This is a genomic window from Novosphingobium malaysiense (assembly GCF_000802225.1).
Taxonomy (GTDB): domain Bacteria; phylum Pseudomonadota; class Alphaproteobacteria; order Sphingomonadales; family Sphingomonadaceae; genus Novosphingobium; species Novosphingobium malaysiense.
In genome coordinates this window covers 35,450-48,621 of record NZ_JTDI01000007.1, presented here as the reverse complement: position 1 = coordinate 48,621, position 13,172 = coordinate 35,450, and the positions used below count along the sequence as shown (strand labels likewise).

The following is a 13,172-nucleotide window of genomic DNA, read 5'->3' as shown; positions in this document are numbered from 1 at the left end:
CCGCGGGGGCATCATCGCGCGCCCGCCTGCTGCAGCTTCGCTTCGAGTTCGTCCCAGCCCATCGAACCGACCGAGGAGCCGTTGATGATGAAGGTCGGGGTGCCGGTCACGTTGAACTCGCTCGAGGCCCTTTCCGTCTGTTCGGCGAGCGCTTTCGCCCTGGCCGTGTCGGAGAGGCAAGCCTTGGCCTGGTCGCGGGCAATGCCGCGCGAGGAGAAGAAATCGATCATGCCGGAAACGTCTGCGATGGCGGCGATCTGCTTTTCCTTGGGCAAGTCGCCGATCGCCTGGAGCTTGGCGTCGCCCACCGACTGCACGTTCTCGAACATGTTGGGCTGCCAGGCCCAGAACTGTTCGCTGAGCGGGATAACCGCTTCAGTCGAGCCGCAGGTGGCGAGCAGCGATGCCGGGACATCGTACGGGTTGAGCATGAAATAGCGAAGCTCATAGCTTACCCGGCCGCTTGCGACGTAATCGTCACGCAGCTTCTCGAAGCTTTCCTTGGCGAACTCGGCGCAATGCGAGCAGCTCAGGGCGCCATATTCGATCAGCTTGATGGGGGCCTCGGGGTTGCCCATGCGATAGCCGCCTTCGGCTGTCTTCTCGATCATGTCCTGCCAGGACTTGCCTGCCGGCGGCGCGATCTTGGCGATGGGCTCGCTCGACTTCGGTGCGCCGTCCTCTGCCTTGTTGTCGCAGGCGGCAAGGCCCAGCGCGAGAGGCGCGGCGAGCACGCCGAGCACTAACTGGCGGAAACGATTGCGGGTCATCGAGGCGAATCCTTTGCAGAGTCGGGAAATGAGCTAGCCCATGGGAGGGATGGAACAAAGCACCGGGGGCGGTCTACGGGGATTCTCTCCACAGCTAAACCGGCGCATTTCGGCGCTTCAGATGGTCCCGTCGCGTTGTTCGGCAAGTGTGTCGGTGATCGCGGTGGAAACCGCGGCCCAATCGTGCACGTCGGTCAGGACCTTGCCGTTCAGCGTGAAGCTGGGCGTGCTGTTGATCTTGAGCGAAGCTGCCTGTTCCTGCTGCGCGCGCAGCTTGTCGAGCATCGTGCTGTCGGCAAGGCAGGCATCCGCCTGGGTGCGGTCGATGCCCCAGCCGGACATCATCTTGTAGAAGTCCAGATCGCTGGCAATCGCGCGCAACCGGGTGATCATCGGGCCCTGGAACCAGCGCTGCTGCTGGCCCTTGGTGGCCTTCTGGGCCTTCTCCAGCCAGGTTTCCTGGGTGGCGAAGAACGCGTTGTGGCGCACGAAAAAGCGGTTGGGATCGCCGCAGTTGGTGAGCATCGCGATCGTCAGGTCTATGGGATTGCGCAGTAGGTTGGTCACTGTCACCTGCACTTTGCCCTTGGGCACGACGGTCAGCCGCAGCACCGGATCGGACTGTTGCTGGTAGTGCGCGCAGTGCGGGCAGGTATAGCTGACATATTCGGTCAGCTTGACCGGAGCATCGGGATTGCCGAACTGATGACTGCCGTTGTCGGTCACCGCAATGCGGCTGTTCCAGTTGGTCGAAGGCGTCTCGAGGCTCTTGCTCGTCTTGGCCCAGGCCGAGACGCAGGTCATCGCACCGGCCGCGAGCACCATGGCACCCAGGGCGGTCTTCATTCCGGCAAGTTTCATTTACTGGTCTTCCTGACTATCCTTGGCGCTCATGCTGCGCGCCAGCGACTCGAGTACCGCGCGAAGCTCGGGATCGCCCACGTCGCGCAGTGACTCCCCCAGCTCGAAAGGCACGGGCCGCAGCGAGGGTGCGGCAGCCTGCGGCTTTGAAGCAGGTGGTGCCTTAACCTCACCTTGCCGGATCTTCACCTTGGCGACGGCATTGTAGCCGAAGAAGCGGTTCACCCTCTCGATGATCTCCGGGATCACGTGCTGGATGATCGGCGCATGGGCCGGCACGACGACGAGCTGGAGAATGCCGTCGCTTTTTTCCCCCGGCGGGAAACGGATCGATTCGGGTGTGCAGACTCGGGCATGTTTAGCCCCGACGATCTCCGGCCAGCGCGACACCACGCTCGACTGTACGAAGCCGAAACGGCGGAATGCCGTGCGGCCGACTTCGGGCATCAGATCGGAAATCGCGCGCGCCTGCCCGCCGCGCGGACGCTCGTAGCGCTTGAGACCGGATGGCCTGGCTTTCGAAGAGCCGGATTGTTTGCTGTCGTCCCGTTCCATTGTCGGGGCCGCAATGCCATAGCGGGCGCATGGATGCCAGTTCCGATGCCATATCGTCCGCCCTGCTCGACTGGTACGATACCCATGCCCGCGATCTGCCGTGGCGCGCGCCACCCGGTGTGCCGCCGCCGGATCCCTACCGGGTGTGGCTGTCCGAAGTCATGCTGCAGCAGACAACCGTCGCGGCGGTAAAGGCCTATTTCGCCGAGTTTACCCGCCGCTGGCCGACGGTGGAAGCGCTCGCGGCTGCCTCGGACGAGGAGGTCATGGCGGCGTGGGCGGGGCTGGGATATTACGCGCGTGCCCGCAACCTGCTCGCCTGTGCCCGCGAAGTGGCCGCGCAGGGCGGGACCTTTCCCGACACCGAAGAGGGCCTGCGCGCGCTACCTGGGCTTGGCGCCTATACCGCTGCGGCCGTGGCCGCCATTGCCTTCGAGCGCCGGGCGGTGGTGGTCGATGCCAATGTCGAGCGGGTCGTCGCGCGCCTCTTCGCGCTCGATACGCCGCTGCCCGGCGGGCGCACCGAAATCCGCGAGAAAGCGGATGCCATCACGCCCGAGGCGCGCAGCGGCGACTTTGCGCAGGCGATGATGGACCTCGGGGCGACGGTCTGCACCAGCCGTGCCCCGCGCTGCCTGCTCTGCCCGCTCTCGGCGCATTGCCGGGGCCGGGCCACGGGCGAGCCCGAGCGCTTCCCGGTCAAGGCGCCGAAGAAGGCCAAGCCGGCCCGTAATGGCCGGGCCTTCTGGATCGAGCGTGAAGTGGACGGCGAAGGGCTTGTCTGGCTGGTCCGCCGTCCCGGCAATGGCATGCTCGGCGGCATGCGCGCCTTGCCCGACGACGGCTGGAATGCGCGCAGCGACGGAACGGGCGAGGGGCCGCTTGCGGGCCCGTGGGAAAGCGCGGGCAGGGTGGGGCATGTCTTTACCCACTTCTCGCTTTCGCTGAACTTGTCGGTTTATCTTGGCAATCAATGCGATAGTCTTGCACAGGAAGCGGGCGAATGGTGGCCGCTGGACCGGCTCGAAGACGCCGGCCTTCCCACCCTTTTCGCCAAGGCCGCGCGTCTGGCGCTGGCCGGAACGGGAGAAGAGGCATGATCCGGGATTTGCAGTCCCTCGAAGCGGCGATGGACCGTCGCATGTTGTTGCGTTTGGGTGCCTGCGCGGGCCTTGGCGCCGCGCTTATGCCGCGTCTGTCGCTGGCGGCTGCCGACCCCGACCTGCTGCCGCATGTGCGCACCGTGATCGAGCGCTGGGTGGGGCCGGGCAAGTTCCCCGGCATGGTCGCCTCGCTCGGCATTCCGGGGCACGATCCGCAATATGTCGCGCGCGGTTCGGAAGGCTTTAACGACGGCGATGCCGTCACCGCCGACAGCCTCTTCCGCATCTATTCGATGACCAAGCCGGTTACCGGCATGGCGGCGATGCAGCTGATCGACGAGGGCAAGCTCGGCTTGGACCAGCCGCTCTACGAGATCCTGCCCAAGTACCGCGACATGATGGTGCAGGATACCTACGACGGATCGATCACCGAACTGCATCCCGCGCCCACGCCGATCACCATCCGCCAGTTGCTCACGCACACTTCGGGCATCGGCTATACCATCATCCAGAAGGGCCCCATTGCCAAGCTGATGGACGAGAAGGGGCTGATTGCGGGGCAAGTCAGCCGCAAGGAAATTCCCGGCCTCAGCCGTGGCAAGACGGTCGAGGGGCTGGACGTTTTCGCCGACCGGCTGGCCGAAGTGCCGCTGGTGGCCGATCCGGGCACCCGGTGGAGCTATTCGATGGGGCTCGACCTGATGGGCCGCGTGATCGAGGTCGTCTCGGGCAAGAGCTTCGATGCCTACTTGCGCGAAACGATCTTCGAACCGGCGGGGATGACCAGCACGTTTTTCCAGGTCCCGCCGTCCGATGCTAAGCGACTGACGACCAACTACGGCGCGGTCAAGAATGTCCTCGTGCCGATCGATCCGGGCGAGACCTCGATCTATCTCGATCCGCCGCCGTTCCCCTTCGGTGGAGCAGGGTTGGTGAGTTCACCGCGCGACTACGACCGTTTCCTGCGCATGCTCGCGCAATATGGCGAGATTGACGGACAGCGCGTGCTGGGCGAACTGACCGTGCGCACCGGCACGCGCGACCTGCTGCCGCCCGGCCTGGAAATCCCCGAGCTGTTCGGCGGCAATGCCGGTTTCGGGGCCGGTGGCCGCGTGGGCAGGGGCGCGGAAGCCGGTGTCTATGGCTGGTCTGGCGCCGCCGGCACGGTAGGCATGGTCGACATGCTCCATTCGCTGCGCTCGCAGATATTCGTGCAGTTCATGCCCCCCAACGCCAATGACCTGCTGCCCGAATTCCAGACGGCCCTGAAGGCCGATGTCATGGCCCTGCTGGAGAAACAGTAACGTGGATGTCGCCGCCCCCATCGCCTTTTCCGGTTCGCACATCGACCGCGCTGATCATATTCGCAACGATCCGGCGGCGCTCGAAGCCCTCAGGACCGCGCAGGCCCGATTGCTGCGCATGGATGGTCTCGATCCGGTGCTGACGGACGACAGCGCGCTCGCCTGGGGCGACCTTGCCGATGCAGCGCCGGACAGTGAACTGGTGTTCCTCGGCATCGCGCAGGGGGCGGACGGCGAGCACGGCTGCTTTGCCGAAGTGCCCGCGACGACGCCTCCCGGCGGGCCTCATGCCGGGCCGGCGAGCTGGAAGGCCATGGCCGTGCTGGAATCGGGCGAACTGGCGGCTTATGGCGCTGCCCGCGCGCTGGTCGGCTGGCACATACGCCACCGTTTCTGCGCCGTTTGCGGCAGCGCGACGGCGATGGCCAAGGGCGGGTGGCAGCGCACCTGCACCAGCGAAGCCTGCAAGTCCGAACACTTCCCGCGCGTCGATCCGGTCACGATCATGACGGTCGAGCACGACGGCAAGCTCCTGCTCGGCCGCCAGCCGCGCTTTGCGCCGGGCCAGTATTCCGCACTCGCCGGATTCGTCGAGCCGGGCGAGACGATCGAGGAAGCCGTGAAGCGCGAGACCTTCGAGGAAGCCGGCGTGCGTGCCCGCGACGTCGAGTACGTGATCAGCCAGCCCTGGCCGTTCCCTTCGTCGCTGATGATCGGCTGCCATGCCTTCGCGGACGATCCCGCCATCGTCATGGACGAAACCGAGATGGACGATGTGCGCTGGTTCACCCGCGAGGAAGTCACCGACGCACTCGCGGCAGTCGCGCGCGGCGAACAGGGGAAAGCCTTCGGCGCGCCGCCCAAGGCCGCTGTTGCCCATGCGTTGCTGCGCTGGTGGGTGGAGCGTGGCTGAGGCCGGGATTCCATGGCAGGAGATGCGAAAGTGCCGAACGGCATAGACACCACGATCACGGCCGGGGTCCTCGAAATCCGGATCGACCGGCCGGACAAGAAGAATGCGCTGACATCCGCGATGTACCGCGCGATGAACGCCGCGCTCGAGGCCGCCTCGGGTGATCCGGAAATCGGCGTCGTCCTGATTTCCGGGCGCGGCGATGCGTTTTGCGCGGGCAACGACCTTGCCGATTTCATGGCCGGCCCCGAAGGCGGGGAAGCCGCCTTCGAATTCGTCCGCGCCATCGCCACATTCGACAAACCACTGGTTGCCGCCGTGCAGGGATTGGCCGTGGGCATCGGCACCACGATGCTGTTCCACTGCGACCTGGTCTACGCGGCGCCCGATGCGCGCTTCATCATGCCCTTCGTCGATCTAGGGCTTGTACCGGAAGCCGCGTCGAGCCTGCTGGCGCCGGCCACGTTCGGTCATGCCCGCGCTGCCGCGCTGTTGCTGCTGGGAGAACCGATGCTCGCGCCGGATGCCCATCAGGCCGGGTTGCTGACCGCCCTCGTACCCGCCGAAGATCTGCTGGCCCATGCGCGGGCTAGGGCGGCGGCGCTCATGGCAAAGCCGCCTCAGGCCCTTCAGGCCACCCGGCGGCTGATGAAGGGCGATCCGGCTGCGATCGCGGCGCGGATCGACGAGGAAGCGCGTGTCTTTCGTGAAGCAATAGCCTCGCCCGAAGCGCGCGAGGCCTTTTCGGCCTTCTTCGAGAAGCGGCCACCGGTGTTTCGCCGCGATCCGGGTGCCGACTGACCGCCGCGGTCAGACCAGCCCGAGCTTCATCAGTTCGCGCGCCAGTTTGGGCGGCATGATGTCGCCGCTGCTTTCGCCGTCGCCGAGGTCGCGCGGGGCGTCTTCCTCCTTGAGGTAGCGCCAGCCCTGGTGCGCGCGTTTGGGCTTGGTGACGACCGGGATCAGCTTTGGCGCGAGACGGATGTGCCAGCGGCCGTCGCTCTCGCGCTGCTCGAATCCGATAATGGGAGAGCGGCCGATCAGCGCATGCTCGAATATCCAGTAGAGCGAGCCGCCGACCATCTCCTCGTGCCGCTTGGGCAGGTAGCGGGTGGTCAGGCGCGCCTCGTCCGGATGGCTCTCCAGCCACGCGCGCAGCGAAGCGGGGCTCTCGGCGGAAAAGGCGATCTTCGTCATGTGCAGCGGCATGACGGGCAAGATAGGAAGCGAAGGCGAGTCAGGCCAGTCCGGTGAGCACCGCGAGCCCCAGGAACGAGAAGAAGCCCATCGTATCGGTCGCCGTCGTCACGAAGACGGCGGAGGAAACGGCCGGGTCGACCTTGAAGCGAGCCAGTGTCACCGGCACAAGAATCCCCGCGAGGCCGGCGACCAGGTTGTTCACCACCATGGCCGTTGCGATGACCGCGCCCAGCAAAGCATTGCCGAACAACAGCCCCGTGCCTGTGCCGATCAGAACGCCCAGCGCCGTGCCGTTGGCCAGCGCGATGCGGAATTCGCGCATGATCATCCGCCAGGTGTTGGTGTCGGTGAGCTGGTTGGTGGCGATGGCGCGCACGACCACCGCGAGCGTCTGGGTGCCGGCATTGCCGCCCATGCCCGACACGATCGGCATCAGCACGGCGAGCAGCGCGAAGCGGGCGATCGCGCCCTGGAACAGGCCGACGACCGAGGAGGCGATGATCGCGGTGGCCAGGTTCACGCAGAGCCAGGTCAGGCGCGCGCGCACGGTCAGCAGGATCGGCTCGTTGATGTCGCCGTCGCCGGCACCGGAAAGCAGCAGGGTATCCTCGCCCGCCTCTTCCTGAATGACGTGGACGACGTCGTCGACGGTGATCTGGCCGATCAGCCGGCCGGACGGATCGACCACCGCAGCGGAGATCAACGCGTATTTCTGGAAGCGCAGTGCCACTTCTTCCTGGTCCATGCCGACCGGGATCAGCGTCTGGTCGCGCTTCATCACGTCGTAGAGCGGAATGTTGCGCGGGCAGCGCAGGATCCATGACAGCGCGCAAGTGCCGACGGGGTGATGCAGCGCATCGACGCAGAACACTTCCCAGAACTCGGTGGGCAGTTCGCGGTGTTCGCGCAGGAAATCGATGAGGTCGCCCACCGTCATCGTTTCGGGCACCGCGACGAACTCGCGGCTCATCAGACGACCGGCGGATTCCTCTGGATAGGCCAGCGCAGATTCTATCGCCGCGCGTTCTTCCGGCTCCATTTCGGCAAGCACGGCGCGCTGGTCGGCCTCGTCGAGGTCTTCCAGCATCGCGACCGCATCGTCGGTGTCGAGCTGTTCGGCGATGTCGGCGACGACGTCGGCGGGCAGCGCCTCGACCAGCAGTTCGCGGACCCAGTCGTTGAGTTCGGCAATGACCTCGACGCCCATGAGGTCGCGGATGGAGCGGGCGAGGGTATGGCGTTCGTTCTCGTCGACCAGTTCGAACAGGTCGGCAATATCGGCCGGGTGGAGCGGTTCGACGAGGTCGTAGACGCGGTCGGAATCCTCCTCGGCCAGCGCTTCCTTCACGCTGCGGACGAATTCCGGCTTGAGGCGGTTTTCCTCGTCGAGGCTTTCCGTTTCGAGTGCCGCGTCGTTTTCGGCGGCGGCCTCGTCTTCGGGCAGGTCTTCCTTGAGGTCCGCTTCGCTCATGAGCGTGGGTCTACGCACCTATCTCGCAATTGCAACAGCGAGTCGTTTGTCGGCCGGAAATGGCAACGCCATTTCCGTTCGGCATCGCAAGCCTGGCACGGATGTGCCGTGCGCAACGAACCCAAAGCGTGACTTTGCCGGCAGTCATCCTATATCGGGCGCCGAGCCGATCCGCGCCCGCAGTCGGGCGCAGGCAACAGGAGATTTCTAATGGCCGACGAATTTCTGACGCTCACCCTCGACACCGGCGAAGGCCAGGGCGACGTCAAGATCAAGCTGCGTCCCGATCTGGCCCCCGGTCACGTCGAGCGGATCAAGGAACTGACGAACGAGGGCTTCTACGACGGTGTGAAGTTCCACCGCGTGATCCCCGGCTTCATGGCGCAGGGTGGCTGTCCGCATGGCACCGGCATGGGCGGTTCGGACAAGCCCGATCTCAAGGCCGAATTCAACGCCGAGCCCCATGTGCGCGGCGTGTGCTCGATGGCCCGCACCAGCGCCCCGCACTCGGCCAACAGCCAGTTCTTCATCGTTTTCGACGATGCCACCTTTCTCGACAACCAGTACACCGTCTGGGGCCAGGTGGTCGAAGGCATGGAGCACGTCGACGCGCTGCCCAAGGGCGAACCGCCGCGAAATCCGGGCACGATCGTCAAGGCCACCGTTTCCGAAGGTTGAGGCGTTTTCTGATTCTGAACGGAATTGGAAGAGGGCGGCCCGCAAGGGCCGCCTTTTTCTTGCCAGGATGTGACACATCTTGCTGAACATCCGCGCGATAATCTGCACCGGATGAACTATTGTTAATTTCGGGTAATCAGACTGCGTCAGATTCCCTTACCGGAAATGCCTTCAAATAGCAGCGTTTGGTGATGCGACTCGGGGAACGCTGCGATGAAAGTTGGATCATGCCTGTCCCGCCTGCGGTCCAGCATGGAAGGCAACGTGCTGGTTCTCACGGCCGTCGGATTGACGACGCTGGTCGGCGGCGCCGCGCTCGCGGTCGATACGGCGCAATGGTACCTGTGGAAACGCCAATTGCAGCAGGCGGTAGATTCCGGGGCGATGGCCGGTGCACTAAGCCAGGCGCTCGGCAACGGCTACCAGACCGAGGCCACCCGGGAACTCGGCCGCAATGCCGATTCGACCCTTTCCATTTCGATCGAACGCCTTTCCAATCCGCCCACGACGGGCGCCTACACCGGCGACACCAACGCCGTGGAAGTTCAGGCGACGACCAGCCGGAAGCTGCCCTTCTCGAGCGTTTTCCTCGATATTGCGCCCGTTGTCAGGGCGCGCGCGGTCGCGACAACCGTCTCGGACGGCGAATATTGCGTCATCGCCCTTTCGCCCACCGGCGTCGGCATCGGGACGGTCGGCTCTGCCCAGGTCAATCTTGGCTGCGGGGCGGCCGCCAACTCGAACATCGAGACCGCCATCGACCTGGACGGCAGTAGCTGGCTCGACGCGCCGAACTTTCACGCGGTGGGCGGTATCGACGCCAGCAGCACGAGCGTCCCGTCTTCGGCAGTTCTGCAAACCTACGGTCTGCCCATCGCCGATCCGATCGCCTCGCGAAATCTCGCTGTCCCGTCCACGCCTACGGCATGCACTGCGAACAATCTCAACATCGCACCAAGCGTGACGAAGACGATCTATCCGGGGCGGTACTGCAACGGGCTGACGATCCAGGGCAATGTTACGCTTTCGCCCGGTGTCTATATAATGGACAAGGGATCCTTCACGGTGAACAGCCAGGCCCATCTGACCGGGGCCGGCGTGACCATCATCCTGACGGGGGACGATCCCAAGAACGTGGCAACCGTGAAGCTGGCGGGCGGCGCGAACCTCGATTTGCGGGCCCCCACGGCCGTGGAAGATCCGACCTGGAAGAACATCCTGTTCTTCCAGGACCCGATGGGAGCCTCGAGCGACAGCAACATCACCGGGGGCAGCACGCTGAAACTGGACGGCATCGTCTACATGCCCGGCGGCAACCTGAACTTCACCGGAAACGCAGGACAGCACGCGGATTGCCTGCTGATGGTCGCTAACCAGGTCAGCTTCGCAGGCACCACCTCGATGGATAACAATTGCGGGCCCGAATACAACGATCTCGACCTATCGGCTCGCGTCGTGAGGGTGGTGGAGTGACGACGATGACAAACGGTATTCTTCCTTGCATCGCCCGGCGTGCCATCGCGGATCGGAAAGGGGCTGCCTTCATGGAACTCGCGCTGGTTCTGCCGGTCCTGCTGTTCATGTTCGCCGGAATGGTGGACGTATCGCGTTACGTCTGCGCTGCGATCGAAACCGAGCAGGCGGCCCAGCGCACGACTGCCTACGCTCTCGCCAAGAGGCCCAACGGTTCGGACGCGACCTATCTGCGCAATGAGGCGGCGGCCGCCGCCGGGGTCCCGACAGGCGATGTCACGGCAGACATATTTCTCGAGTGCGATGGTGTGCGCCAGACCAAGTTCAACAATCCTTGTCCGGTGGGACAGACGTCGGCCCGGTTCGTCAGCGTTTCGATCAAGCGGACGGTCCAGTTCCAGTTCGACTGGCAAACCCTTGCCGGCATGTTCGGCGCGCGGGTCGCGGCGCCGAGCATGACCGTGACCGGCGATAGCCTGGTGAGGATCCAATGAAGACTCGGGCTTTCCTACGCGATGTACGCGGGGCTTCCGCGATCGAATTCGCCTTCGCCGTGCCGGCGGTCCTGATCGTGATGATCGCGATATTGCAGTTTGGGCTGGTGCTTCAGGCGTCGGGAGCGATACGCCATGCCGCGGGTGAAGGGGTCCGGTACGCCAAGGTCCATCCCACAGCGACGCAAACCGAAGTGCTCGACAGGGTGCGTGCAAGCCTGGCCGGCGTCGACAGCGATGGCATCGTCTCGCTCGACCTGACGCGCGGGACGTCCAACGGTGCCAAGTACAGCAGCGTCACCGTCAAGTATCAGCTCGAGCCGATCATCCCCTTTGCCACGATTGCGCCGATCGTCCTCAACGAGTCGATGTCCTCCTACAATCCCAGTTGAGAGGCGAACGCCGCGTAGCAGGCTGTAACGGGCTCCGGAGGCTCCGCTGCAACACGCGTGCAAGGAGCGTCATCCGCGAGGCTATAACCCCGCCTGCAGCAACCACTCGTGGAAGATGCGCACGGGCCGGGTCTCCAGCGCCTTGGGCTTGCAGATGAACCAGTAGCGGTAGGGGCTCTCGATATCGATGTCGAACAGGCGGGCCAGCCGGCCGTCATGGGCGCGCCGGAAGTGGTCGTCATGCATGATCGCGATGCCCAGGCCCTGTGCCGCCGCTTCGAGCACGAGCTGGCCGGAATCGAACTTGTCGACCGATGCCGGTTCGAGGTCGGGCATGCCGATGGCCTTCTTCCAGGCATCAAGGCTGTCGGGCAGGTCCTGATGGATCAGGAAGGTCTGCTTGGACAGCGTCTCCTTATCCGGCACGCCGCCGAGTTCTTCGGCCAGTTCCTTGGAGACGATACCGTAGACCTTGTTATGATCGAGCTGGACCCGATAGAATGCCGGGTCGGGTTCCTTGGTGAGCACGATCGCAGCGTCCAGCGTGTCGCCCACGCGGTCTTCCGAATGGGTCGCCGTGTCGATGTCGATATGCAGGCGCGGGTGCAGTTTGCGCAGTTCGGGCAGGCGCGGGAACAGGCGCTGGCCGCCGAACAGCGAGGGCACGCCCAGATGCAGGCGCAGCACCTGGCCGCGGTCTATCTGCGCTTCCACCGCCTCGGCCAGTTCCTCCAGCTTGGGGCCGATGGCATTGTAGAAAGCTTGGCCTTCGTCGGTCAGCTTCATGGCCTGGTGTTGCCGCGTGAAGAGGCGCTTGCCGGTAAAATCCTCCAGCGCGGCCACGCGGCGCGAGAGCGCCGAGGGTGACAGGGCCAGTTCGTTGGCCGCGGCCTTGGCCGAGCCGAGACGGACGACGCGCACGAAAGCTTCGAGTGCGCGCAGCGGGGGAAGACGGCGTACAGGCAATGGACTTCTTTTCGTCGGGGTTGCTCAGGATGCAATCTGCAGTGCAGATCATGCAACTGTAACTATTCTTCCCCGTTTTCCAAGACCTGCTGAGGGGGATGTAATCGCAAGCGCGTTACATGTCGTTCATTCCCGTCGATAACTTCGATCTGCCAGCCGCTCTCATGCGTCAGGACGGTGCCCACCTCCGGCACCTTTTCGGCCAGGACGAACGTCAGACCCCCGAGGGTATCGACCGATTCCTCGACCTCGGCGAGGCGGGGATCGATCCGTTGGGCGATCTCGTCGAGCTCGGCGCGGGCATCGGCATCCCACATGCCGCCTTCGAGCGGCACGAGCATCACGTCGGGCGCTTCGTCGTGTTCGTCCTCGATCTCGCCGACGATTTCCTCGACGAGGTCCTCGATGGTGATGATCCCGTCGGTGCCCGTATATTCGTCGATCACCACGGCCAGGTGGACGCGCTGCGCCTGCATGTCGGCCAGCACGTCCAGCGCGCCGCGCGACTGCGGCACGTAGAGCGGCTGGCGCAGCAGGTCGCACCAGTCGGTCGGCCGCGTGCCGCGCGCCAGGTGCGAGAACACGTCCTTGATGTGGAGCATGCCTTTCACCTCGTCGAGCGATTCGCCGTAGACGGGCATGCGGCTGTGGCCATGCTCGGCAAAGGCCTCGACCACGTCCTCCCACTCGGCGGACGCCGGCAGCGCGACGATCTCGCCGCGCGGAATGGCGACGTCGTCGGCATCGTGCTCGCTGAAGTGCAGCAGGTTGCGCAGCATCTGGCGTTCGAGCGGCGAAAGGTCGCCGTTCGGAAGGCCGTTCGGATCTTGCTCACCCTCGTGCTCGTTGATGACGCCTTCGATCTGCGCGCGCAGCGACTGATCGACGTCGGACTGGAACATTCGCTTGATCACACGCCAGAGCGCGCCGCTACTGTCCCCTTCTCCCGAGCCGGACTCGGTGTGGCGGCCATTGTCGGCCATCGTATCTGG

The 13,172-nt window shown here is 64.8% G+C and carries 15 protein-coding genes; 8 read left to right on the top strand and 7 right to left on the bottom strand.

All coding sequences use genetic code 11. The annotated features are described in order from the left end of the window. Positions 1–11: 11 nt before the first annotated feature. The 3 genes from LK12_RS19600 to LK12_RS19590 form a co-directional block, all read right to left on the bottom strand. Positions 12–770 carry a DsbA family protein gene (locus tag LK12_RS19600; protein ID WP_052223629.1) on the bottom strand — a complete coding sequence of 253 codons (759 nt, stop codon included), beginning with the start codon at positions 768–770 and terminating at the stop codon, positions 12–14. A gap of 117 nt (positions 771–887) precedes the next feature. After that, positions 888–1,631, bottom strand: coding sequence for a thioredoxin domain-containing protein (locus tag LK12_RS19595; protein WP_039288046.1), 744 nt, complete (start codon positions 1,629–1,631; stop codon positions 888–890). Further along, positions 1,632–2,186 (bottom strand): DUF721 domain-containing protein, encoded by a 555-nt coding sequence (locus LK12_RS19590; RefSeq protein WP_039288044.1) that lies wholly within the window; start codon positions 2,184–2,186, stop codon positions 1,632–1,634. A 29-nt stretch (positions 2,187–2,215) separates the two neighbouring features. Here LK12_RS19590 and LK12_RS19585 point away from each other — a divergent pair, with 29 nt between their 5' ends. The 4 genes from LK12_RS19585 to LK12_RS19570 are packed head-to-tail and all read left to right on the top strand — an operon-like array spanning position 2,216 to position 6,307. Continuing rightward, complete coding sequence (locus LK12_RS19585; protein ID WP_039288041.1) at positions 2,216–3,286, top strand: A/G-specific adenine glycosylase; 1,071 nt, start codon at positions 2,216–2,218, stop codon at positions 3,284–3,286. Beyond that, the gene (locus LK12_RS19580) at positions 3,283–4,593 is read left to right on the top strand and encodes a serine hydrolase domain-containing protein (RefSeq protein ID WP_039288039.1); all 1,311 of its coding nucleotides are present in this window, start codon (positions 3,283–3,285) and stop codon (positions 4,591–4,593) included. The genes LK12_RS19585 and LK12_RS19580 overlap by 4 nt, the downstream gene beginning before the upstream one ends. Continuing rightward, the gene (gene nudC / locus LK12_RS19575) at positions 4,565–5,506 is read left to right on the top strand and encodes an NAD(+) diphosphatase (protein WP_052223628.1); all 942 of its coding nucleotides are present in this window, start codon (positions 4,565–4,567) and stop codon (positions 5,504–5,506) included. Before LK12_RS19580 ends, nudC begins: the two co-directional genes overlap by 29 nt. Positions 5,507–5,536: 30 nt before the next feature. Then, a complete protein-coding gene (locus tag LK12_RS19570; RefSeq protein WP_039288032.1) occupies positions 5,537–6,307 on the top strand; it encodes an enoyl-CoA hydratase in 771 nt (256 codons plus the stop codon). Between the two features lie 9 nt (positions 6,308–6,316). Here LK12_RS19570 and LK12_RS19565 read toward each other — a convergent pair whose 3' ends face one another. Continuing rightward, entirely contained in the window at positions 6,317–6,715 is a 399-nt protein-coding gene (locus LK12_RS19565; protein WP_039288029.1) for a DUF1489 family protein, read from the bottom strand. Positions 6,716–6,743: 28 nt separating this feature from the next. Beyond that, entirely contained in the window at positions 6,744–8,177 is a 1,434-nt protein-coding gene (mgtE, locus tag LK12_RS19560) for a magnesium transporter (protein WP_039288025.1), read from the bottom strand. A 210-nt stretch (positions 8,178–8,387) separates the two neighbouring features. Between mgtE and LK12_RS19555 the strand changes: the two genes are divergently transcribed. The 4 genes from LK12_RS19555 to LK12_RS19540 all read left to right on the top strand — a co-directional run bounded on the left by LK12_RS19555 (position 8,388) and on the right by LK12_RS19540 (position 11,214). Further along, positions 8,388–8,855 carry a peptidylprolyl isomerase gene (locus LK12_RS19555; protein ID WP_039288022.1) on the top strand — a complete coding sequence of 156 codons (468 nt, stop codon included), beginning with the start codon at positions 8,388–8,390 and terminating at the stop codon, positions 8,853–8,855. 213 nt (positions 8,856–9,068) lie between these two features. After that, positions 9,069–10,328, top strand: a complete 1,260-nt coding sequence (locus tag LK12_RS19550) for a TadE/TadG family type IV pilus assembly protein (RefSeq protein ID WP_082010663.1) — start codon at positions 9,069–9,071, stop codon at positions 10,326–10,328. Positions 10,329–10,333: 5 nt separating this feature from the next. Beyond that, positions 10,334–10,822, top strand: a complete 489-nt coding sequence (locus LK12_RS19545; RefSeq protein ID WP_082010662.1) for a TadE/TadG family type IV pilus assembly protein — start codon at positions 10,334–10,336, stop codon at positions 10,820–10,822. Beyond that, entirely contained in the window at positions 10,819–11,214 is a 396-nt protein-coding gene (locus tag LK12_RS19540) for a TadE/TadG family type IV pilus assembly protein (RefSeq protein WP_039288016.1), read from the top strand. The genes LK12_RS19545 and LK12_RS19540 overlap by 4 nt, the downstream gene beginning before the upstream one ends. A gap of 81 nt (positions 11,215–11,295) precedes the next feature. On the opposite strand, the gene LK12_RS19535 is transcribed toward LK12_RS19540, so the two are convergent. Together LK12_RS19535 and LK12_RS19530 are read right to left on the bottom strand one after the other, a co-directional pair. After that, complete coding sequence (locus tag LK12_RS19535; RefSeq protein WP_082010661.1) at positions 11,296–12,180, bottom strand: LysR substrate-binding domain-containing protein; 885 nt, start codon at positions 12,178–12,180, stop codon at positions 11,296–11,298. Between the two features lie 62 nt (positions 12,181–12,242). After that, entirely contained in the window at positions 12,243–13,163 is a 921-nt protein-coding gene (locus LK12_RS19530; RefSeq protein ID WP_039288013.1) for a hemolysin family protein, read from the bottom strand. Positions 13,164–13,172 lie beyond the last annotated feature (9 nt).